The organism is Hallella multisaccharivorax DSM 17128 (assembly GCF_000218235.1).
GTDB classification, from domain to species: domain Bacteria; phylum Bacteroidota; class Bacteroidia; order Bacteroidales; family Bacteroidaceae; genus Prevotella; species Prevotella multisaccharivorax.
The window spans coordinates 2,655,606-2,678,565 of sequence record NZ_GL945017.1 but is presented as its reverse complement, the minus strand read 5'-3'; the positions used below and the strand labels follow the sequence as shown (position 1 = coordinate 2,678,565).

The window sequence follows — 22,960 nt, the reverse complement described above, 5'->3', positions numbered from 1 at the left end:
ATCAGCTGCGGCGGTAAGGAGAATTCCAAGGGCGTGAAGGCCTCACTCAATGGTCATGGACAGTTGCTTCAGGTCGCTGTCACGCGAGCTCGTGCCGTAATAGACGACATATTTTCCAGGCTTTGTACGCACGGTGTTGGAAGCGCTGTCGAAGAGGCTGAACGTCTCGGCGGTCAGGGGAATGGTGACCTTCCGGCTCTCGCCCGCTTTGAGACTGACGCGGCGGAAAGCCTTCAGCGACTTCAGCGGACCGTCGGCATCATTGACATCCCTGACATAGACCTGCACCACTTCATCCCCCGTGCGCTTGCCTACATTGCTGACGGGGACGGTGAGCGTGACCTTACCGTCGGCCTTCATGGCCGGAGCGGAGAGGCTGCCCTTACCGATGGCGAAGCGGGTATAGCTCAGTCCGTAGCCGAAGGGGAACAGCGCGTCGGAGAAATAGCGGTAGGTACGGCCCTTCATCGAGTAGTCGTCGAAAGCAGGCAGCTGCGTAGTGGAGCGGTAGAACGTCACTGGCAGCTTGCCGCCAGGGTTGTAGTCGCCGTAGAGCACGTCGGCCACGGCCCTGCCACCCTCTTCACCGGCATACCAGGCCTGCAGGATAGCGTCGCAACTCTCCACCTCAGGTGTCAGCGCGATGGCGGATCCGGAGCAGTTGACAAACACCACCGTCTTGCCGGCAGCCTTCAACGCCTTGAGGAAATCGCGCTGCACAGCGGGCAACTCAATGCTCGTGCGGTCGCCGCCCTTGAAGCCTTCCACATGGACAGGCATCTCCTCGCCCTCGAGTTTCGATGAGATTCCGCCCACGAAGACGACGGTCCTCACGCCCCTGAGCTGCCTGATGGCCGTGGCATAATTGATGGGCGACTCGTGACCGAGGTCGAGACTGAGGTTCGAGCCCCATCCGTTGACATAGTAATAATTGAGCACAATATGGTAAGTCTTGCCCTTCTCCACCTTCAACGGCACGTTCACGGGGTCGGTGCGCCACGTGGAGTCGCCCGCCACCTGCTTACCATCGACACTCACGTCGAAGCGCCCTGTGTACTGTATGCGGATGAGGTCGTCGGCCGTCTCCTTCGGTGTGAAGTCAGTCTCATAGCGTGCGGAGAAGTTCTGCATGAGCACGCCGTCGGCAAAAGTGTGCTGCCCATAGGTCGTCACGTTGACGGGATCGCGCAGCCACTCCGTCGTGACGGGCTCGCCGTGCTGCGAGATATTGTTCCAGAAGGAGGCCTTGATACCTTTCCGGCCGTCCTTTTCGCACTCGGCAAGCAGGCTCGTGAGCACGTTCTTGTTGACGAGATCACAGCCCTGCAGATATGGGATGTCCTTGCCTGCCTTGGCACGGATACCCTCTAAGATGGTGGTGGTGCGGCTCGGTGTACCGTTGTAGTTGCCCCAAAGCATCGGTCCGTCAGCGGCATTGGGCCCCACGACGGCGATCTTCTCGCCCTTAGCCAGGGGCAGCACGTTGTTGCGGTTCTGCAGGAGCGTCATGGTCTGACGAGCCATATTGAGTGCTAACTGTCGGTGCGCGTCGCTGTCGACCACCTTTGGCGATATTTTCGTCCAGGAAACAAGCTTGGGATCGTCCATCACGCCAAGCTCGAAGCGCCCTTTCAACAGCCGGATGACATGCTTGTCGACCTCAGCTTCAGAGACGAGTCCGCGCCTGACGGCCTCGGGCAGTTTCATGTAAGCATAGCCGAAGCCACACTCCACGTCGGTACCGGCCAGCGTACCCTTGGCGGCTGCGTGCACGGCATCGGATGAGACGTGATGGTTGGTGTAGAAGTCGGCGATGGCGCCGCAGTCGCTCACCACCATGTGCCTGAAGCCCCACTCGTCGCGAAGGATCTGCTGCAAGAGGCGGGAGTTGCCGCAGCACGGCTCATCGTCGAGGCGCTGGTAGGCACACATCACCTCGCGCACACCGGCCTGCTGCACCGTAGCCTTAAAGGCGGGCAGATAAGTCTCCCACAGATCGCGCGGCGAGATGTCGGCCAGGTTGGCGGTGTGGCGCGTGTACTCGGGACCACTGTGCACGGCGAAGTGCTTGGCACAGGCGTAGAGCTTGCGGTATTTCGTCGACTCCGGGCCCTGCAGGCCCTTGACCACCTCCACGCCCATGACGCTGGTCAGGTACGGGTCCTCGCCGTAGGTCTCCTGTCCTCGGCCCCAGCGTGGATCGCGGAAGATGTTGACATTGGGCGTCCACACCGACAGACTATGAAAACGCGTGTCTTCCTTGCCCTCGGCCATGGACTGATTGTACTTGCCGCGCGCCTCATCGGAAGTGGCTGTGAACACCTGGTAGACCATCGTGGGGTTGAACGATGCCGCCATGCCGATGGGCTCGGGGAAGACAGTGACGTCGCCGTTGTTGGCATAGCCGTGCAACGCCTCGCTCCACCAGTTGAACGGCTTAATGCCCAGACGGGGAATGGCTGGCGAGACGTCGCACATGAGCGACGCTTTCTCCTCCAGCGTCAGGCGGGAACAGAGGTCTTTGGCACGTGCCTCAAACGAGAGGCCCGGATCTTGATAAGGAGACTGCTGCGCGTTGACTCCGACAACGCACATCAATAAACAGCCTGTCAGCAATGAACGTAGTTTCATGTCTCTATAAGTGTTTTTAGATTGAATATCAAACAGCACACCGGAGCTGGTCCCAGTGCTTTTCACCGCAAAGATAATGCTTTTTATAAAGATACGACCTGCCTATTTGTATCAATCTCATTTCAAATTGTAAAAAAAACGATTCTAAAGACAGAAAATAAACAAAAAAAATACGTTTTGAAACTTTTGGAAGGCAGAAAAAGGCTAAATTTGCACAGCAAGAACTTTTAAACGCTACTATGATGAAAAACCGATTCTTCGTGATTCTCGCGCTGCTGTCGGCCGCCACGCTCTCCGGGCATGCCGCCGGCTTCAGCGCCGCAGTATTCTCCGACGACGTCGTGACCACGCCTTCGGGCCGTGTGGAAGGTGTGCTGACCGACTCATCTGACGTGATGGTCTTCAAGGGCATCCCTTATGCCGAGCCGCCCATCGGTTCCTTGCGCTGGCGTCGCACCATACCCGTGAAGCCCTGGAAGGGTGTGCTGCGCGCTGACCACTTCCGCGACATCGCCTTGCAGACCGATCAGGACAAAGGCTCGTTCTATGAGAAGGAGTTCTTCCGCTTCGGCATGCCCCACTCCAGCGAGAACTCGCTCTACCTCAACATCTGGGTGCCCAGGCGGGCTCTCAACAACCCCGCGGCGCGGATGCCGGTCTGCATGTGGATTCACGGCGGAGCCTATCAGAACGGCTACAGCTACGAGATGGAAATGGATGGTGATGAGTGGGCCCGGCGCGGGGTGATTCTCGTCACCGTGGGCTACCGCATGGGCATCACCGGCTTCCTCTGCCACCCGGAACTCGCCAAGGAGAATGCCGACGGACAGTCGGGCAACTACGGGCTCTACGACCAGATCACGGCGCTCAAGTGGATTCACGACAACATCAGTGCCTTCGGCGGCGACCCTACCAACATCACCGTCATGGGTCAGAGCGCAGGCGGCGGCAGCGTGAAGAATCTTGTGGCCTCGCCGCTGTCGCGCAGCCTCATCGCCAAAGCCATCATCGAGAGTGCCGGCGGACTTGGCAACTTCCTCTCCGGCAACGATCCTGTCGACTATATGCAGCACACGGGCAAGATGCTGATGGACTCGCTCGGCTTCACCACCGTGGAGAAGATGCGCGATGCCCGCTCCGACGAGGTACGCGACCCGTGGTCGATCTGCCGCCGACAGGGCATCAACACCATGCAGGTCTTTGCTCCGCACACCGGCGACACGGCGTTGCCCGAATCGTTCGACAACGCGGTGACCGACAACAGCGTTGCCGACGTGCCCTACCTCATCGGCTACACCGCCAACGACATGCTGCCCATGGACGAGGCCATCAACCGCTTCGTCGACAAGCGCGCGGAGTACAGCCGGCAACCCGTCTACAGCTACGAGTTCACGCGGCGGCTCCCAGGCGACGACGCAGGGGCGTTCCATTCCTCCGAACTGTGGTACACCTTCGGCACGCTCGCACGCTCCTGGCGACCGTTCACGCCGGCCGACTACGCGCTGAGCAAGGAGATGCTCGACTTCTGGACCAACTTTGCCAAGTACGGCAACCCCAACGGCACGTCCAGACGCACCGTATGGAAACAGTCCACACCCAAGAAGCATTTCTTCATGAAACTGGACATCAAAAAATAAGCTTTGGGGCCGGCTACGCCTCTACGCCGTAATGGCATTGCCTTTACACTGCAATGGCAATGCGTCTACACTGTAATGGCATTGCCATTACGGCGTAGAGACTATCAGTTGCCACGACGGTAGAAAACGACACCGTCACGAAGGATGTTATTGACAAATGGCCGGCTGCGAAGATGAGAGAAGATACTGGTGTCGCAGAGATAAGGCAGGCGCGATGCATAAAGCTTCTCCCGCAGAAGAAAGAGCTGGCGGTCGGTAAGGTGCTCACCCTTGAGGGTCAGATCTATGTCGGATGTAGGCTTGTAATCTCCACGGGCACGCGACCCATAGATGACGGCCTCTTCTATCTCCGGAATGGAGGACAAGATGTTCCGCAGCTCTGATAAGTATCTTTCCTCTATGCCAAACTCCATCAGTCCTTATTTTCTAAATCGGTGAGCGACTGCTGCAATTCGCAGAGAATGGGATAAAAGGTCACCATTATTTTATCAATGACGTCTTCCTCCGTGTCCTCATCGTACACATGAGAGGTCTCATTCCGGCTTTCCAACATGTCAAACCAGGGATCCGTATTTGCAATAATACCCATGGCAAAAGCCTGCCGGATGGTGTCACGCGAGCCGCCAAGACGTATCTCACCCTGGTATTCCAAATAGTTTTTCAGCACCTTCCAAGCCAATTCCTGAGTATATTCGAAGCGTTGCACCATTCCGTCCTTCTCCAAAGCGGTGAGGGGGCGCGTCCGATGCAGTTCCACCACTTCTCCCAGACGTGCGAGCGCCTTCCGGAAAGTGGCCAAACGCTGATGCCAGCGGGGTTCTACAGAATCATTTGTCATCTTCTACAGTTGATGGAAACCTATATGTCTCCACAGCGCAAAGATACACTTTTCAAGCGTATTGGCAAAAAGAAAGAGCAAAAAAAAAACAGGGACGGCACCGCTGTGCCGTCCCCGCCTGTGGATTATTCAAACGGATTCTCCGTCGGATAAGGAAGATTTCTGGGTTGATTGTAGGCAATATCCTGAATGCCGAGGTAGCGGAAGACGTTGTAAAGCGTCTTGCCCACGTGGGCGAAAGCCACGGCGCCGTGGTGCGGATAGTGCTTCTCGATGAGCACGTGACGATAGAAGCGGCCCATCTCGGGGATGGCGAAGATGCCGATGCCGCCGAAGGAACGGGTCGGTACGTCAAGCACCTCACCCTGTGCGATGTAGGAGCGGAGGTTGCCCTCACTGTCGCACTGCAGGCGGTAGAACGTGATCTGGCTCGGAGCGATGTCGCCTTCAAGGGTGCCGCGCGTGAAGTCGGGCTTGCAACCGCACTCAAGGATACGGTTCTGAATGAGCTGATATTTGATGGCACGGCCGGAGCACATCTTGCAGGACGGCGTGTTGCCGCAGTGGAAGCCCATGAAGGTGTCACGGAGCGTGTACTTGTCGCCGTATTTCTTCACGATGTCCTCGTCGTAGATGTACTTCGGTGTGGAGTTGTTGATGTCGAGCAGGGTCACGGTGTCGCCGCTGGCGCACATGCCGATGTACTCGGAGAGGGCGCCATAGATGTCTACCTCGCAGGCCACGGGGATGCCACGGCTCACCAGACGTGAGTTGACATAGCAGGGCTCGAAGCCGAATTCCTTCGGGAAGGCAGGCCAGCACTTGTCGGCAAATGCCACATACCGGCGGCTGCCCTTATGCTCCTCGGCCCAGTCGAGAAGGGTAAGCTCAAACTGTGCCATACGGGTGAGCAGCTCCTCATAGTAGTGACCCTCGCCCATCTCCTGGCGCATGCTCTCGCAAACCTCCGGGATGCGCTTGTCGTCCTTGTGGGCACGATAAGCCACGAGGAGGTCAAGCTCCGAGTTCTCCTCTATCTCGACGCCGAGCTCATACAGGCCTTTGATGGGCGCGTTGCAGGCGAAGAAGTCCTGCGGACGCGGACCGAAAGTGATAATCTTCAGGCCTTTCAGTCCAATGACGGTGCGGGCCACGGGAATGAAGTCCTCTATCATCCTGGCAATGTCGTCTGCCGTGCCCACGGGATAGGCGGGGATGTAGCTCTTCAAATGGCGCATGCCGAGGTTGTAGCTGCAGTTGAGCATGCCGCAGTAAGCGTCGCCGCGGCCGTTAATCATGTCACCGTCGCCCTCGGCAGCAGCGACGAACATGCAGGGACCGTCGAATTTCTGGGCGATGAGCGTCTCGGGCGTCTCGGGTCCAAAGTTGCCGAGGAACACCACAAGGGCGTTGCAGCCTGCGGCCTTTACCTCGTCGAGAGCCTTCTGCATGTCGGCGTCGTTCTCTACAGTGGTCTGACAGTTGAAGATCTCACCCTTGTAGGCCTTGACGATGTTCTCGCGGCGCTGGGTGGAGAGCTTAATGGGGAAACAGTCGCGGCTCACAGCAATGATACCGAGCTTGACTGAAGGAATGTTTGTGCTTGTCATATGCTTAATTTTTGAGTTGATGAGTATTTGAGTTTGTAAGTGTTCAGTTGATAAAGAGGTGTCGCGGAATCATCAGCGCTCCTTTGCCAGCACGGCTTTCCAGCGCTCGTAGGCTTCCTTATAGTCAGCTTCGAGACGGCTGTCCGGCTCAATGACGGCGAGTTTCCTCAAGGTGGCGAAGGCCTCGTCGTGGTCTTTATAGATGCCAGCGCCCATACCCGCGCCCTTGGCTGCACCCACACTGCCGTCAGTCTCATAGAGCTCGATGGTGGCGCCCGATGTCGTGGCGAGGGCTTCGCGGAAGACAGGGCTGAGAAACATGTTGGCCTGACCCGCGTGAATGGTGCCGATCTTCATGCCCATCTGCCGCATGACCTCCATGCCATAGCAGAAACTGAAGACGATGCCTTCCTGCGCGGCGCGGATGACGTGCCCGCGCGTGTGCTTGTTGAAGTTGAGTCCATGAACGGAGCAACCGAGATTCTGGTTCTCCAGGACGCGCTCGGCTCCGTTTCCGAACGGGATGACAGTCACACCGTCGCAGCCTATGGGAATGTTGGCGGCCGCATCGTTCATCTGCGGGTATGTCATGCCCTCGGGTGCCACATTGCGCCGCACCCAGGAATTGAGGATTCCGGTGCCGTTGATGCAGAGCAGGACGCCCAGGCGCGTCTCCCTGGCACTGTAGTTGACATGCGCAAAGGTGTTGACACGGCTCTTGGGATCGTAGTTCACCTCTCCCAACACACCGTAGACCACGCCCGATGTGCCGGCCGTAGAAGCAATCTCGCCAGGGTTGAACACATTGAGGCTCACGGCATTGTTGGGTTGGTCGCCCGCGCGGTAGCTGATAGGGGTGCCCGCTCTCAGCCCCGTCTCGGCGGCTGCCTGACGGCTCACCTCGGCCTGGACGGAGAAAGTGGGCACGGTGTCGGCCAGCAAGCTGCGGTCGAAACCGAAGTAATCGAGCAGGAACTGCGCGGGCTGCCGTTCCCTGAAGTCCCAGAACATGCCCTCGGAGAGGCCTTCCACCGTAGTGTTGACAGTGCCACTGAGGCGCATGGCGATGTAGTCGCCGGGCAACATCACCTTGTCGATTCGGGCGAAAAGCTTCGGTTCATTGTCCTTGACCCATGCGAGCTTGGCGGCTGTAAAGTTGCCGGGCGAGTTGAGCAGGTGGCTCAGGCAGCGCTTCGCGCCGAGATCGCCGAAGGCTTTCTCCCCATAGGGCACGGCACGCGAGTCGCACCAGATGATGCTGTCGCGCAATACTTGCTGCGACTTGTCCACACACACCAGACCGTGCATCTGGTAAGAGATGCCGATGGCCTTGATGTCGTTGCCCGTGGCGCCGGTGTCGGCCATCACTTTGGCCAGCGACAGCCTGGCATTGTCCCACCACATCTGCGGGTCCTGCTCTGCCCAGCCGGCCCTGACGGCCTTGATGGGCGCCTCGTTGCCGGGGAAGAAGGCCGTGGCCGCGATGGCGCCGCTCTCCACCTCCACCAGCGAGGCTTTCACACTGCTGCTGCCTACGTCGAGGCCTAATAGATACTGCTTGCTCATTTGCTTATAGTTTTATTGTTCTTTTCTCCACAATTTTGTCATGTCTTCAAGGGTTTTACCTTTGGTTTCAGGCACAAGCTTCCACACGAAGAGCGCGGCCACGACACAAATAATGCCGTAAAGACCGTAAGTGAACCAGTGACCGAAGTTGTCGCCCTTGCTCAGGTGCATGTTGAACATGGGGACAAAGGTCGAGGAGACGATGAAGTTGAAGATCCACTGAAACGCCACGGCAATGGCTGTGGCCTGACTGCGGATGGTGTTGGGGAAGAGTTCAGCCATGTAGACCCAGCAGATGGGGCCCCACGAGAACATGAAGCTGGCGGAATAGACCATGATGGAGAGCATCGTGACGGTGCTCAGGGCCGCATTGCCAAAGGTCAGGGCCACGCCGAAAGCGCCAATGGCCATGCCGACGGAGCCGCTGATGAGCAGCGGTTTGCGCCCGAGACGCTCCACCGTGAACACGGCGACGAGCGTGAAACTGATGTTGACCACGCCCATGATGACGGTCTGCATCATCGGATTGTCCATACCCATGTCGGCAAAGATGCGCGGCGCATAATAGAGCACGGCGTTGATGCCGACGGTCTGCTGAAAGACGGAGAGCATGATGCCCACGAAGACGCACATGAAGCCGAAGGAGAAGAGCTTCTCCTTCTTCTCGGTGATGGTGTTCCTGATGTCGGAAAGGGTCTGTTTGGCCACCGAGATGCCGTTGATGCGCGAGAGAATGGACAGCGCCTTGTCGTCCTGTCCCTGCATAACCAGGTAGCGCGGGGTCTCCGGCACCAGGCAGATGAGCAGGGTGAACAAGCCCGCCGGCACGCATTCAGAACCGAACATGTAGCGCCAGCCCGTGCTGATGGTCCACGGATCACTGCCCGGCAGCACGGCCGAGAAGCCCTGACCGATGGACTCGATCAGCGGATTGGTATGGTCGCCAAGGATGAGAAAGTTGACGAAATAGACGACAAGCTGTCCGAAGATAATGGCAAACTGGTTGAAACTCACCAGCATGCCGCGGATATTGCTGGGGGCGATCTCGCCGATATACATCGGGCAGATGGCCGACGCCATGCCTACGCCGATGCCGCCGAGGACACGATAGAGATTGAACGCCACCAAGAGAGAATAGGTGGGCTTGCCATAAGGCAGCAGGCCGAACGTCTCAGGTTTCATACTTCCCCATGCCGAGATGAAGAAGCACATGCCGGCAAAGACCAGCGACCGCTTACGGCCGAGACGCGAGGCAAAGAGACCGGAGAGACCCGAACCGATGATGCATCCAATGAGCGCCGACGACGACGTGAAGCCGTGCATGAAGTCAGTGTACCGGAAATCGGGCGCGCCGAGGAAGAAAGCCTGCAGGCCCTTCTCAGCGCCAGATATGACGGCCGTGTCGTAGCCGAAGAGCAGGCCGCCCAAAACCGCGACCATCACGATGGCAGCGAGATAGCCACGGCTGCCGTTTTGCTGATATTCCATTTGCTTTTAGGTTTGTCAATTTTTACCTTGCAAAAGTAATGGTAATGTCCGTATGTTGCAAACGTTTTTACCTTAAATAACATCATTTGAAACATTTGACACATGCACATGCAACAAATAGAAATGTCAAAGACGCGTCTTGGCAGGTTCCACCGCTCCGCGTCTACACCGTAAAGGCAACACGATTACGCCGTAAAGGCATTGCGATTACGCCGTAAAGAGATCGCGATTGCGCCGTAAAGGCAACGGGCAAATAATTTTTTTGCCACAAAATGTTGGAGGGTAACGAAAAATTGTATAATTTTGGGGGGAGACATCATTCAGGCCATTAACGACAGAACACATTGGTGCAATGCGCGGCAGGCTGATGCTCAGACAGCTCCCATAAAATAATCATACAATCATGAAAAAGCTATTACTATTTATCTTCGCATGGATGAGCACGATGATGCTCCATGCATAGGCTAAGGTGTATATGACGAAGGAAATCAGTCCTGCGTCGCTGGTGAGAATCTACAAGGCGTTGGGCGTACCCGTCCATGGCCATGTGGCCATCAAAATCAGCTCTGGCGAGATGGGAGGAAACAACTATCTCAAGCCGACCCTTATCCGCGGCCTGGTGGATGAGGTCAACGGCACCCTCGTGGAGTGCTGCACGGCCTATGGCGGAAGCCGTCAGGACGTGGGCAAGCACTGGGAGACCATCCACGCCCACGGCTTCGACTCCATCGCCGCCGTAGACCTGATGGATGAGTTCGGCCAGATGCGCATACCCATCAAGGACAAGAAACACCTGAAGTACGACATTGTGGGCGACCATTTAGCCAACTACGACTTCATGATCAACCTGGCCCACTTCAAGGGTCACGCCATGGGCGGATTCGGCGGCGTGTTGAAGAACCAGAGCATCGGCGTCGCCTCAACAGCCGGAAAAGCCTACATCCACTCCGCCGGATTCTCGGATGTGCCTGCCGTGGCGTGGAAAAATCTGCCCAAGCAAGACGACTTCTTAGAGAGCATGGCGGCCGCAGCGCAGAGCGTGGCCAACTATTTCGGAAATGGAAACATCATCTACATCGACGTGATGAACAACATGAGCGTGGACTGCGACTGTGACAGTCATCCTGCCGACCCGAAGCTCAAGGACATGGGCATACTCGCCAGCACCGACCCTGTGGCCCTCGACAAAGCCTGTGTAGACCTTGTCTTCAACCATCAGGGGCAGCCAGGCGACGACGAGAAGCCGCTCATTGAGCGCATCAACCGCCAGCACGGCACCTATATCATCGATTATGCCGAAAAGATAGGGCTGGGAAACAAAAAATACAAGCTCATCATGGTCGAATGACAGTACGCGAAGCAGAGGCCGCCAAAGGCACACGCAACTGCCTGCCAACACACAAGCACATGGAAAGAACAATTCGGAAGGCTATGGTCTGGGACCTGCCCGTCATACGCTGGCTCATCGAGAGTGGTCGGAAACTGATGCGCGAGAACGGCAACCCCCTGCAATGGGGAGACCATCACCCCAGCAACCAGCAATTCCAACACGACATCGCACAAGGCTACAGCTACCTCTTGCTGCAGGACGGCACACCCATCGCCACCTTTGCCTTCATGCCGGGACCCGAAGCCACCTACGCCAAGATTTACCAGGGAAGCTGGCTGGAAGCAGGCAGGCCGTACCATGTCATCCACCGTGTAGCGCGAGAGCACGGGGTCCATGGGGTGATGCACGACATTCTTGACTATTGTTTCTCCGTCGCCGACAATATCCGCATCGACACCCACCGCGACAACACACTGATGCAACGGGCTCTTGTCCACGCGGGATTCAGCTACCGCGGCATCATTTTCCTGTCCGGCGGCGATGAGCGTCTGGCCTATCAGAAAATCACCGGCCGCCAGCCAGCCGCGGCCCTCTGAGAAGGGTCAGCCGCGGCCAGCACTGCTAACGGCCACAGACTTCCATGGCAGCCTATGGCAACGATTGCAGGTAGTCGATGACCGCTAACGCATTTTCTGCCGTGAGCATGTCGAGATGATGGTCAGAAAAGTACTGCCTCATCTCGTCTTTACGGTCGGGAAACGCCTTGTAAACCTGCTTGATGGACTTGATCTTGTATTCTTTCGCGCCTTTGGTGAAATAATACACGTTGCTGTTTTTGTTGTGCCACACGTCCATCATATTGCTGCTGCCCACTTGGTCGTTGACGCCGAACGAGCCATTGTACATGCCTCCGCCGCTGTCGCCAGTAAACGATCCCATGCCGAAATTGCCGCCGAGCTCTACCTTCTGGGTGGGAGCCTGCGAGACAGTACCCAGCGCACCCTCATAGCCCACCTGTATTTTCGTCATGTGCCAACCGATGAGCGTCTCCGCTCCCGATGGCCTGCGGATGACTTCACAGAACTGTCCGTCGTGGAATACCCACTTACGGCCTCCGGTGAAAATGGTGTCGACGAGCTGTGGATGGGTCAGTTCCATGAGCTGTCCGTCCTGCTGATACATCATTTTCTGGTTGGCCACATCGTAGTTGGCCTGCACACGGTAGGTGGCACCACCCTGATAGACGATGCGGGTAGGCAGGAAATCAGGGAAAAAATACAAACGTTTCTCCTGTCCCATCACAGCCATACAGAGGCCGAGAAGCAGGAATGTGAGATATTTACGCATGGTAAAAATGACTAACAGTTGTTTAAGATCATGACCGAATGAGAAAAGTCGGAGCCCGCGAAGGCCCCGATTTTTCAGTTATCGCGGTGAGAATAGCCTTTCAGGCCATCTCTTCGGGCCTATTCTTTCGGCGTGCCCCACTGCGGTGCGTTCTTGTCTTGCCAGAGCCGCTCGACGTTCAGGGGTGCGTTTCCGCCATTGTACTGGCTGCCCTGACTGTTGGTTCCGAAAGTCTTAAAGCCTTCCTCGGCATAGGCTGCCTCCTTCACGGCCTTCATCCGGTCGGTGACAAGCGGTGCGGTAATGACGAAACGGCGCGGGATGGCCGACAGAGCCACCTGGTCAAACTTCACGAACGGCAGCAGCGTGGAGCCCACCTTCGGATAGCCTGAACGGCGGGCCGTGACAAACTGGTCGTCGGGCTGCTCGCTGAAATGAATGAGGAGCTGCAGGTAGACCTTCTCCAATTTCTCACTCTTCGTGCCGGTCAGCTGCACGTCGGGCGTAGCGAGCATGGCGTCAATCTCCCCTGCCTGCAGGTCGATAGGCTTTTCGTTGGGGTCATAGTTATAGGTGGTGCCGTAGTAAGGAATCTTATTGTCGGCAGCTAACTTATTGAATTCCTCCACCGAAGCGCGCACACCGGCGTTGTACCACTCCTCAGCGCTCTTGCCTGCAAAGCGGCCACCGTTGAGCAGCGCGAACTCAGCCAGGTAGAGGTTCACCTCACCCGCGCCGAGATACATCTGGTAGAGCGGGTTGTCCTGCGTGTCCTGGATGATGTGCATGTTCACGGAGCCATCGGCGTTCTTGGTCATTGCCGTCGGCAAGGTGAAGTCAACGCGTCCCCGCCGCATCTCGTTGGTGTAGTAACTGAAGGGGTTATACGACTTCTGCTTGCCGGCAATGTCGATCAGATAGCGTGTGCCCGAGTTCCAATACTCCTCGTAATCCTCATCAGAGAGCAGCTTGCTGTCGTGAGAATTCTTAGGCTCATACTGTACCGGCAGGGCGGTATAGCGCACCCAGGGCTCTCCCATTCCGCCCCAAGCCTTGAAGTTACCGTTCTCGTCACGGATGACATTCTTCTTCACATCCGTCGGCAGCTTGTCCCACTTGCCGTTGTCGATGAAGCTCTGTACGACCTTGGAGTTGTAGGAGTTCTTGGCATAGATGAAGCGGATGCGCGGGTCTTTGCTGTCGAGCATGAACTTGAAGACGTTCTTTGTGGCATAGACCGTGCTCAAGCCGTTGCCTGTACCGTAGACCACATCGGCGTTACCGGAGTTGACATCCGTGGCCTTGCAGAACAAGAAGTCATCATCGGTGGAGAGAATGAGGCCTGCAGAGTTGGCGGCAGCTTCCTCTGCGATCTTGGTTGCCTTCGCGGGATCGTTGTTGTAGAGGCGCACAGCAATCTTCAGCTTTAAGGAGTTGGCCAGCTTAGCCCATTTAGCCCAGTCGCACTTGTAGGCGGCATCCTGCTTGGCGTTGCTGTTAAGGCCACTGGCCTGCAGCATCTTGATATAGCTGTTAAGCTCATCCATCCAGGTGTCGTAAAGCGTCTGCACATTGTCATACTTCGGTGTCAGGATGCCCTTGTCGTCGTAATGGGCAGCCTCTGAATAAGGCATGGAGCCATAGATGTCTGTATCGAAGATGCCGAGATAGACGGTGAGGATGCCCGTAGCAGCTAAGTATCCGTTGTCGGCAACATCTTTTTTCTCATTGATGTACGTCTGCAGCCGGTTGCGCAGACGGAGCGTAGCAAACGTCTGGCTGCCCTGTCCGCCGTCCTCGGCCATGCCGGTGTAGTCGTTTGAAAAGCCTCCACCGGGCGTGCCCATTTGGTCCCAGCGCGTGAAATAGGGCGTATTGTAGAACCACAGCAGATAGTCGGTGGGTTGAAACTGGTTGATAGCCTGAGCCAGAATGCCGTCAGGGATGGTCTTGGTGACATTCGACGGGTCATTATTCAGGTCTTTGAAGTCGTCCCGGCATGAGGTAGCCGTTGCCAAGCCTGCAATCAAGACTCCTACAATAAATAGTCTATTCAATTTCATCATTTTCATCTTTTTACAATTAGAAAGTGGCCTTGATGGTAAATGTGAAGCTTGTGGTGACACCAGCGAACTGGCGGACACGGAACTCCGCGGCGTTGGTACCTGCCACAGCCTCGGGATTCTCATGGTTGGGCATTGAGTTGAGCAGATAGCCGAGGTTGTGTGCCTGTGCGGCAAGGGTCAACTGCCGGGCTCCAATCAGGCTGGCCACATGTGAACTGAACTGATAAGAAAGCGAGAGATCGCGGAAAGCGATGTAGTTAAGCGTCTTGAACCAGCTGTCGTTGATGACGCCCTGGCCCCATGAGTTCTGGAAGTAGGTCCATCCGGCAGCATTGGCAGGCTGGGCGTGTCCGGCGGCCACGAGTTCGGCATAGGTCTCACCCGTGTCATACTGTCCGGTGCCAACGGTGTAGGCAGAGCCGTCAGGCTGCAAGATTTTCGTACCTGTGAGCACGATTCCGTTGGGGATATAGCCATTGTCGTAAGTCTGCTTGGATCCGAATCCCGATGTATAGGTGACGCCGCCGTGGCTGGCATCGCGTGCCATGAGGGAAGTCTTGGTGTAGCCATTGGCCGTGCCATAGCGTGATCCAAACGAAGCCACCTTACCTCCGAAGCGCATGTCGAAGCTGGCAGAGAGTGCCCACCGCTTGTAACGCAAGGTGGTATTGACGCTGCCAAGGAAGTTGGGGACGGAGTTGCCCACCTTCTGCACCTTGCCGCTGCGTGCCATAACCGGGGTCATGTAGCCGGCATTGTAGTAGTTCATCCTCAGCACGGGCAGGCCAGAGTGCTGCTTGGTGTCTGAAGGATCGCTCTCATCCTTGGCATCGAGCAGCGGGGCGGAATCGGACCACAGCTCTCCATATGTGCCGCCGACCTTAGCCACGGAGCCCACACGGTAGTTGCCATAGTCGGGCGTGCCGTTGAGCGTGATGTAGTTGGTCACCAGGTCAGAGAGCACCTTGATCTTGGAATTGTTTTTGGTGTAAGTGAAGTTGAGGTCCCACTGCCAGTCTTTGTTGACGAAAGGCGTGGTGTTGAGGGCTATCTCCACGCCGGCATTCTGGATGTTTCCGGCGTTGATGAGGGCGTTGCTGTATCCGCTGGCATAAGGAATAGCCACTGTCATGATCTGGTCGGTGGTGTTTTCCTTATAATAAGTGACGTCCAGGCCGATGCGGTTGTTGAGGAACCGGATGTCGGTGCCTATTTCCCACGATTTCTTTCGCTCCGGCTTGAGGTCCTGGCTATAGGTAGTGTTTGAGAGCGATGTGGCGTAGATGTTGTTGTCGCCAAGCTTGTAGCTCTCCAGGCCGTAGGCTGAATTGATGGTGTAGGGATCGGTATCGTTACCCACCTGCGCATAACTGGCGCGCAGTTTCCAGAAGCTGATCCATTTCGGAAGCTCATTACGCAGCGTGTTGGATATCAGCCATGAGGCGTTGACAGAGGGGTAGAAGTAGCTGAAATGACCGTGTCCGTCGGCATAGACAAGAGCCGACGACCAGTCGTTGCGGCCTGTGACATCGAGGAACACCTGGTCTCGCCAGCTCACGCCGACCTGTGCGGCAACGCTCTGAATGGTCTTGGTGTTGGAAACTGTGGCTGAAGCCGTGTAGCCCTTCACGCCATTGTTGAGGAAGTACTGGTTAGGCACGATGAGGTCGCCCTTGGTAGAAGCTCCGTTGTAGGCGCCGTAGCTGTTGTAAAGCTCATAGCGGAGGAAGCCATTGAGGCGCCAGTCCTCATTGAGCTGCTTGTCGACCATGAGGTTGGTGTTGACATTGATCTGCTCTTTGCGGCTTTGCGACAATTCGTAGCCGCCGCCCTGGTTGCGGTAACCGGAGCCGGGGTACTTGCCTTCACCCTGTACGAAGTAATAGTTGTAGTTGGCTTCAGAAATCCACTTGAGCCAAGGCAGGAAGTTCACCGTCAGTTTCAGGTCGGGACGAAACACGGTTTCCTTGCGATAATAGTTGTTTTCCCAGATGCTCCACCAGGTACCTCTTCCGGGTACGAAGCCCCAAGTGTCACCGTAAGTCGTCGAGGCCAGTCCTCCCTGCTCGCCTTTGTACTTGTCGCGGTAGTATTTGGCATCGTACATGCGGTCCCAGGTGCCGTTGATAAAGTTCTCACCGATGTTGAGCTGTGCGTTCCGGGGCCTTGAATAAGCATAGGTCATGCTGGCCTCCACCTCTACATCCTTCGTGATTTTGTGCGAGGCCTTCGCCAGGAAGCTCAGTCGACGGAAGTCGTTGTTGGGCAGCGTGCCATTGTTGTAACGGTAGGACAGCGAGGTGTAGAACGTGGTGCGGTCGTTGCCGCCAGATATGGCGACGTTGGTATTGGTGCTGAAACCGGTGTCATAGGCATCCTTGAAGTTGTTCTTGTAAGCCTTGGCATCGTAGAGTTTTCCGTCGTAAAGCTCCATCTTTCCGTCTTTGGCGTTCTTGCTGATATAGTCGAACGACGGTCCGAAAGCCGTACCCGTCTCCCCGTAGTTGCTCAGGACCTTGTAAGAGACATAGCCGTCAGCGTTGGTCCAGTACAGATCGTTGTAGTTGAGCGCGTCGGTGTGGCTGGAGTTATAGAAGAAGCTCTCCGCGTATTCGTTCTGCAGATCGGGCTGGTGTGTGACTTTATCGAAGCCGAAGGTCTGCGTGAAGTCGATGCCCAGACCTCTCTTTCCCTTTCCGCTCTTGGTGGTGATGACGACGGCACCGTTCAGACCGCGTGAGCCGTAGAGAGCCGTGGCTGCGGCACCTTTCAGCACAGACACTGACTCGAAGTCGTCGGGGTTGAGATTTTTCAGTTCGTTTCCGTAGTTCTGTGCGCCGCTGGCCCAGTCAGCATCGTTGTCCACGACACCGTTGTCAAGAATCACGCCGTCAACGACATAGATAGGCTGATTGTTCTTGTTCAGGGTCGAGGCGCCGCGGATCAGGATTTTCGAGGCGCCAAACATACCGCCGTCGGAGCTCTCCACTTCCACGCCGGCCACTTTGCCCTGCAGTGCCTGAACGGGGTTGATAAGGTTAGCGTCAAGCTGATCGCCCTTGAGCTCGGTCATGGCGTAGCCCAAGGCCTTGACATCGCGCTTCATGCCGAGAGCGGTGACCACCACTTCGTCGATGCTCTTGGAGGCGTCTTTCAGCGTGACGGTGAAGTGGTTGTTCAGCCCGCTCACTGCCAGCGACTGGCTCACATAGCCGATGGAGGAGATCACAAGGGTGCTGCCCTTGGGGGCACTAAGCGTGAACTGACCATTGGCATCACTGACCGTGCCATTCGAGGAGCCTTTCTGGAGAATCGTGGCACCGATCACCGGCTCACCGTTGGCATCCATCACAGTCCCTTTCACGCTGACGCTCTGAGCTGATAGCGACACAGCCATGAACATCATCATAAAGACAAGAAGTACCCGAAGGCAAGGCTTGACAGTCTGGTGTTCTTTATTCATTACAACATAATTTGAAGGTTAAACAATGTGTTAATTAAAAAGGCATTTTAAATCCCTCTTATCGAGAGGGACTTATCTATAATTTACCAAATCATTGGCTGGCAACATATTATGTCAAGTAAATAGAACTATCTCAGTTAAACAGTTTCGTGTTTATGTGCAAAAATAAGAAAATAAAAAGAAACTAACCTGTTTTTTAAGAGATTTTTTTTGAAAAGAGGCAAAAAAAATGATGTAGAGAACCGGCCGAGGCTCTTACACCATAATTAAAGAGAAGAAGCATCCGCCTGTGTGCAAATCGCAGTCTTCAGGCGTCTCAACTTCTCCGTTTTGCGTCTACGCCGTAATCGTGATGCGTCTACGCTGTAATGGCATCGCGTCTACGCCGTTAAGGCATCGCGTCTACGCTGTAATGGCAATGCCTTTACGCCGTAATGGCAATAAGGAAAAAGAGACATGCCGGGCCTACAGGCTCTCTACTAACAGCCATACATTCAGCACCGTAACAAGCAAGGCGATGGCATAGAGGAAGCATGTGTTCCACCGGCTGTTGGCATACTTGCCCATGACCCGTTTCGAAGAAGTGAGCGACACCTGGAGGAAAACTGTAAACGGCAACTGTATGGAAAGAAACATCTGCGAGTAAAGCAGTCCCTGAAAAGGGTTGCCGATAACAAAGATGAGCAGCAGCGCTACACCCAATGACAGCACGATGCCCACCACGGAGTGAGTGTCCTTGATATTGTATGACTCGCTGAATAGGCCTGAGAAGATGCTTCCTGCCGCCATACCGCTGGTGATCGTGCTGGAGATGCCTGCCAGGAGAAGAGCAATGGCGAAGATGTTGGCGGCATTGTTGCCGAGCAGCGGCTGCAGCAAGGCCTGTGCCTGTGAGAGCTCTTCCACATGTTCGCCGTGGGCAAAGAAGGTGGAGGCTGCAAGAATGATCATCGCCGAGTTGATGGCCCAGCCCACAAGCATCGAGAAGAGCGTGTCAAAGAACTCATAACGGAGCATGTAGCGGATGCGGTCGTCTCCCCGAAGATGGATCTCACGGCTCTGGATCACTTCGGAGTGAAGGTAGAGATTATGTGGCATGACCACGGCACCCAATACGCTCATGATAACCAACAGAGAGCCCTGGGGCACGGAAGGCACAAAGGAACTGAATGCCGCCGACTTCCAATCAACATCCACAAGGAAGAGCTCGTAGATGAATGAAAGACCGATAAGCGAGACGAAACCGATGATGGCGCGCTCCATGCGCTTATAGCCATTGGTGAAGAGCATGATGAGCACGGCGACCGTGGTGAGCACAGCTCCCATGGGAAGGCTCATGCCAAAGAGCATCTGCATGGCGATGGCTCCACCGAGAATCTCTGCCAATGATGTGGAAATAGAGGCCAGAATGGCACTCACCACGATAGGCCGTCCCACCCATCGCGGCGCATACTTCACGGCTGCTTCGCTGAGACACAAACCCGTGACAATGCCCAAATGGGCCACGTTGTGCTGCAGGGCAATCAGCATGACGGTGGAGAGGGTCACCACCCACAGCAGGGCATAGCCATAATCAGAGCCCGCGGCGAAATTCGTAGCCCAGTTGCCAGGGTCAATGAAGCCCACAGTGACAAGCAGTCCTGGACCTATATACTTAAAAATGTCAAGAGCTCCCAGCACACGGGGATGGTCGCGACGCGAGAGTTCCTTAATTAAATTCCACATTTTTGACGACGGTTATAACACCCTCCCGCTCCTTAACCCAGGCTAAGAGAAGGCGTACACGCCTCCTCTTAGCCTCGTTTTTCCTGAACTGTAGAAGGCCACTCACGCAACCGTTCCTGTCTTTCAGACTAAAGTCGTGAACTGTTGCCATAATTGCCTTTCTTAATGATGGTGTTGATAAAAAAGAGAAAGTGGACCTGCGGGGAGTCGAACCCCGGTCCGAACAAGGAAGCCATATGCTTTCTACACGCTTATTCCGGCCTTCATTTTCGTACGACAGCAAGACCCGGACCACCAACTGCCGTCTTATCCCCTAAAAGCATTTCATCAGGGGTGTGGGGCCACCCGTGACTATTCCCGATTGAATTCTGCACCGCTTACTCTCCGGATTCGGAAAAAGATCCTCGGAGCGATGTCCCGTCCCCGCGCCTGGCGCAGGGATTAAGCCAGTAATCTACTGTACTTCGATTAGGCAGCGAGAGCGTAATTGTTTTCGCCAATTAAATTGTTGTTCACTCAGATTATGGAGCAAGCCAACGAGGCTCCGCGTGCTTACATACAATTTCGTCTTGCCGTCAAATCCATACAAGCCCAGAATTGAATGAAGTTTTGGCAAAGTTACGCTCTTTCAACGTAACCGCCAAACTTTTTATAAAAAAAATGTTTGTGCTGACATTTATTGCCCTGTCCGACTGTTTCCTGACAGCATGGCACCGGCCAGGCCTGCCCGCACCCGCACGGGCAAAGGCCACAAAGCCGCTGCCGCCATGTCGGAGCGCTCAACCGAGATACTTTGAGAGGATGCGGCTGTATCCGCTCTCACGGATTTTCTCAATACTCCTCTCCTTGATTTGCCTGACGCGCTCGCGGGTAAGGCCCAACTGCGCGCCGATCTCCTCCGGTCCTTCCTCCTGACAGCCGATGCCGAAGCTCTTGTACAGGATGACGGTCTCCCGCGGCTTGAGCACCTTGTCACATACAGCTTTGAGATCCTCGTCGATGGCTTCCTTCTCCACGATGTTGTTCAGGGTGTCGTCAGATGAGGGCAACAGGTCGGCCAGCGAGTTGTCATCGCCGTCTGTGAAAGGCGCGTCGATGCTCATGTGGCGCAGGTCGGCGTTGATAGTGTTCTCGATACGGTCGGAGCCGATGTTGGTGATGTCGGACAACTCCTCTGCCGAGGGCCGGCGGTGGTTCTTCTGCTCAAACTTCTCTATCTCGTTATTGATTCTCGTCAACGCACCCACCTGGTTGAGCGGCAGTCTCACCATGCGGCTCTGCTCGGCGATGGCCTGCAGGATACTCTGCCGGATCCACCACACTGCATAACTGATAAACTTGAAGCCGCGGGTCTCATCAAACTTCTCAGCCGCCTTCACCAGGCCGATATTCCCCTCGTCGATGAGGTCGGTGAGCGACAGGCCTTTGTGCTGATACTGCTTGGCCACCGAGATGACAAAACGGAGATTGGCCGCTATCAGGCGGTTTTTGGCACGCTCTCCGCGCTTGCCTCCCTGACGGATCTCATCAGCGAGCTGTGTCTCCTCGTCAAGATTCACCATCGGTATGCGGGATACCTCACCGAGATAACGATCCAATGCCTCACCCTGACGGTTGGTAATGCTATGTGAAATCTTAAGTTGTCTCATTTTGAAATTTCCTTTCTATACCATTCAGCAACGTCATAAGCAAAAAGCATACCAAAACATAAGACCGGCCACGAGACGGTCTCCGCCACAGCTGTAAAGGGGTGAGACACGAAAAAAAACGGGAGAATCCTTCCCTCATTGCAGGATTTACCTTACCTTTGCGATCAAGAAACGCCGCATGACAGCAACGACTGTCAGCGGCGCCAACCCAGAGAAGAGGCCGGCACACGGCGTGCCCGCCCCCAAAAAAGAAGCCATGCTCCCTATCGACAAAGAGATTCTACACCTCGCCATACCCTCCATCGTAAGCAATATCACCGTGCCGCTGCTTGGCCTGGTCGACTTGGCCATTGCCGGGCACTTAGGATCGGCGCGCTATATAGCGGCCATCTCGGTGGGTTCCATGATTTTCAACATTATCTATTGGCTCATGGGCTTCCTGCGCATGGGTACGAGCGGCATGACAGGGCAGGCCTTCGGCGCCGGCGACGCTGAGGGCCTCCGTCTCCTCCTGCGCCGTTCGCTGACGCTCTCGCTCTGCATTGCCGCGGCCTTCCTCGTGCTGCAATGGCCGCTGCGCGAGGCCGCCATGGGCATCATCCACCCTTCCGCCGACGTGTGGCCGCTGGCCACAGCCTATTTCGACATCATCATCTGGGGCGCACCGGCCATGCTCTCGCTCTACAGTCTCAACGGCTGGTACATCGGCATGCAGGACACACGCGTGCCCATGGCCGTGGCTATCTTCCAGAATGTCGTCAACATTGCGGCCTCACTGCTCTTCGTCTTCGCCATGGGCATGAAGGTGGAAGGCATCGCCTTAGGCACCCTCATGGCGCAATGGAGCGGCGTCGCACTCTCCGCCGCCCTGCTGCGCCGCAAGCTGCGGAGCCTACAGGCACCGGCCGGCAAGCGCCCTGCCGACCGCACGGAGCGCTATTCGTGGCGCGTCTTTTTCCGCACCGACCGCGACATCTTCCTCCGTACGGTCTGTCTCGTGGCTGTCAACCTCGCCTTCACCTCAGCCGGCGCGCGGCAGGGCGACGTCATGCTCGCCGTCAACACGCTGCTCCTGACCTTCTACTCGCTTTTCTCCTATGTCATGGACGGCTTCGCCTTTGCCGGTGAAGCCATGGGCGGAAAGTATGTCGGTGCCGGCGACAGCGCCGGCCTCAGCCTCGTGACGCGCCGCTTGCTCTTCGGCTGGGGGCTGTGGCTGGCCCTGGCGTTCACCGTGGCTTATGTCTTCGGAGGCCAATGGCTCGTGGGACTGCTCACCAACGATGCCACTGTGCGTACCGCGGCCGGAGCCTTTGCCTGGTGGACGTGGCTCATCCCCCTGGCGGGCTTTGCCGCTTTCGTCTACGACGGCATCTTCATCGGCCTCACCGCCACGCGCGGCATGCTGCTGTCGAGTGCCACAGCGTCGGCGGCTTTCTTCGTCATCCTCGGCACAGTCTTACTCTTGCCCAGTCGCGTGCAAGGCTCACCGGTGGCCAACCACATGCTGTGGCTCGCCTTCATCGTCTATCTCGCCCTTCGCGGAGCCATCCAGCATGTGCTCATACGGCGTAAGGGCATTGCCACTACGCCGTAAAGGCGATACCTCT

15 protein-coding genes and 1 other RNA gene are annotated in these 22,960 nt (G+C 56.2%); 4 read left to right on the top strand and 12 right to left on the bottom strand.

The window, feature by feature from the left end:
* Window positions 1-42: 42 nt before the first annotated feature.
* A complete protein-coding gene (gene xyl3A / locus PREMU_RS11460) occupies window positions 43-2,631 on the bottom strand; it encodes a xylan 1,4-beta-xylosidase (protein WP_007575505.1) in 2,589 nt (862 codons plus the stop codon).
* Between the two features lie 239 nt (window positions 2,632-2,870).
* On the opposite strand from xyl3A, the gene PREMU_RS11455 reads away from it, so the two are divergent.
* On the top strand, window positions 2,871-4,268 hold the full coding sequence (locus tag PREMU_RS11455; protein WP_083819249.1) for a carboxylesterase/lipase family protein: 1,398 nt from the start codon (window positions 2,871-2,873) through the stop codon (window positions 4,266-4,268).
* A 104-nt stretch (window positions 4,269-4,372) separates the two neighbouring features.
* Here the strand turns inward: PREMU_RS11455 and PREMU_RS11450 are convergent, their stop codons facing one another.
* From PREMU_RS11450 to xylE, 5 genes are all read right to left on the bottom strand, one after another.
* Window positions 4,373-4,681 carry a nucleotidyltransferase domain-containing protein gene (locus PREMU_RS11450; RefSeq protein ID WP_007575502.1) on the bottom strand — a complete coding sequence of 103 codons (309 nt, stop codon included), beginning with the start codon at window positions 4,679-4,681 and terminating at the stop codon, window positions 4,373-4,375.
* Complete coding sequence (locus PREMU_RS11445; RefSeq protein ID WP_007575501.1) at window positions 4,681-5,106, bottom strand: nucleotidyltransferase substrate binding protein; 426 nt, start codon at window positions 5,104-5,106, stop codon at window positions 4,681-4,683. The genes PREMU_RS11450 and PREMU_RS11445 overlap by 1 nt, the downstream gene beginning before the upstream one ends.
* A 125-nt stretch (window positions 5,107-5,231) precedes the next feature.
* Complete coding sequence (locus PREMU_RS11440; protein WP_007575499.1) at window positions 5,232-6,716, bottom strand: L-fucose/L-arabinose isomerase family protein; 1,485 nt, start codon at window positions 6,714-6,716, stop codon at window positions 5,232-5,234.
* Between the two features lie 72 nt (window positions 6,717-6,788).
* Complete coding sequence (locus PREMU_RS11435; protein ID WP_007575497.1) at window positions 6,789-8,282, bottom strand: xylulokinase; 1,494 nt, start codon at window positions 8,280-8,282, stop codon at window positions 6,789-6,791.
* A gap of 12 nt (window positions 8,283-8,294) precedes the next feature.
* Window positions 8,295-9,770: a D-xylose transporter XylE gene (xylE, locus tag PREMU_RS11430; protein ID WP_007575495.1), complete on the bottom strand. Its 1,476-nt coding sequence runs from the start codon at window positions 9,768-9,770 to the stop codon at window positions 8,295-8,297.
* Window positions 9,771-10,245: 475 nt separating this feature from the next.
* Here xylE and PREMU_RS11425 point away from each other — a divergent pair, with 475 nt between their 5' ends.
* Both PREMU_RS11425 and PREMU_RS11420 read left to right on the top strand, forming a co-directional pair.
* Complete coding sequence (locus tag PREMU_RS11425; protein WP_007575493.1) at window positions 10,246-11,118, top strand: DUF362 domain-containing protein; 873 nt, start codon at window positions 10,246-10,248, stop codon at window positions 11,116-11,118.
* Between the two features lie 59 nt (window positions 11,119-11,177).
* Complete coding sequence (locus PREMU_RS11420; RefSeq protein ID WP_040559001.1) at window positions 11,178-11,696, top strand: hypothetical protein; 519 nt, start codon at window positions 11,178-11,180, stop codon at window positions 11,694-11,696.
* A 52-nt stretch (window positions 11,697-11,748) separates the two neighbouring features.
* On the opposite strand, the gene PREMU_RS11415 is transcribed toward PREMU_RS11420, so the two are convergent.
* The 6 genes from PREMU_RS11415 to PREMU_RS11395 all read right to left on the bottom strand — a co-directional run bounded on the left by PREMU_RS11415 (window position 11,749) and on the right by PREMU_RS11395 (window position 21,350).
* The gene (locus PREMU_RS11415; RefSeq protein ID WP_007575490.1) at window positions 11,749-12,447 is read right to left on the bottom strand and encodes a hypothetical protein; all 699 of its coding nucleotides are present in this window, start codon (window positions 12,445-12,447) and stop codon (window positions 11,749-11,751) included.
* A 119-nt stretch (window positions 12,448-12,566) separates the two neighbouring features.
* Window positions 12,567-14,513, bottom strand: coding sequence for a SusD/RagB family nutrient-binding outer membrane lipoprotein (locus PREMU_RS11410; protein WP_169311321.1), 1,947 nt, complete (start codon window positions 14,511-14,513; stop codon window positions 12,567-12,569).
* A gap of 16 nt (window positions 14,514-14,529) precedes the next feature.
* Window positions 14,530-17,976, bottom strand: a complete 3,447-nt coding sequence (locus PREMU_RS11405) for a SusC/RagA family TonB-linked outer membrane protein (RefSeq protein WP_007575486.1) — start codon at window positions 17,974-17,976, stop codon at window positions 14,530-14,532.
* 465 nt (window positions 17,977-18,441) lie between these two features.
* Entirely contained in the window at window positions 18,442-19,701 is a 1,260-nt protein-coding gene (locus PREMU_RS11400) for an Nramp family divalent metal transporter (protein ID WP_007575485.1), read from the bottom strand.
* A 189-nt stretch (window positions 19,702-19,890) separates the two neighbouring features.
* Window positions 19,891-20,294: a transfer-messenger RNA gene (gene ssrA, locus PREMU_RS14655) on the bottom strand.
* A gap of 186 nt (window positions 20,295-20,480) precedes the next feature.
* Window positions 20,481-21,350, bottom strand: a complete 870-nt coding sequence (locus PREMU_RS11395) for a sigma-70 family RNA polymerase sigma factor (RefSeq protein WP_007575481.1) — start codon at window positions 21,348-21,350, stop codon at window positions 20,481-20,483.
* 178 nt (window positions 21,351-21,528) lie between these two features.
* Here PREMU_RS11395 and PREMU_RS11390 point away from each other — a divergent pair, with 178 nt between their 5' ends.
* Complete coding sequence (locus PREMU_RS11390; protein ID WP_007575479.1) at window positions 21,529-22,947, top strand: MATE family efflux transporter; 1,419 nt, start codon at window positions 21,529-21,531, stop codon at window positions 22,945-22,947.
* Window positions 22,948-22,960 lie beyond the last annotated feature (13 nt).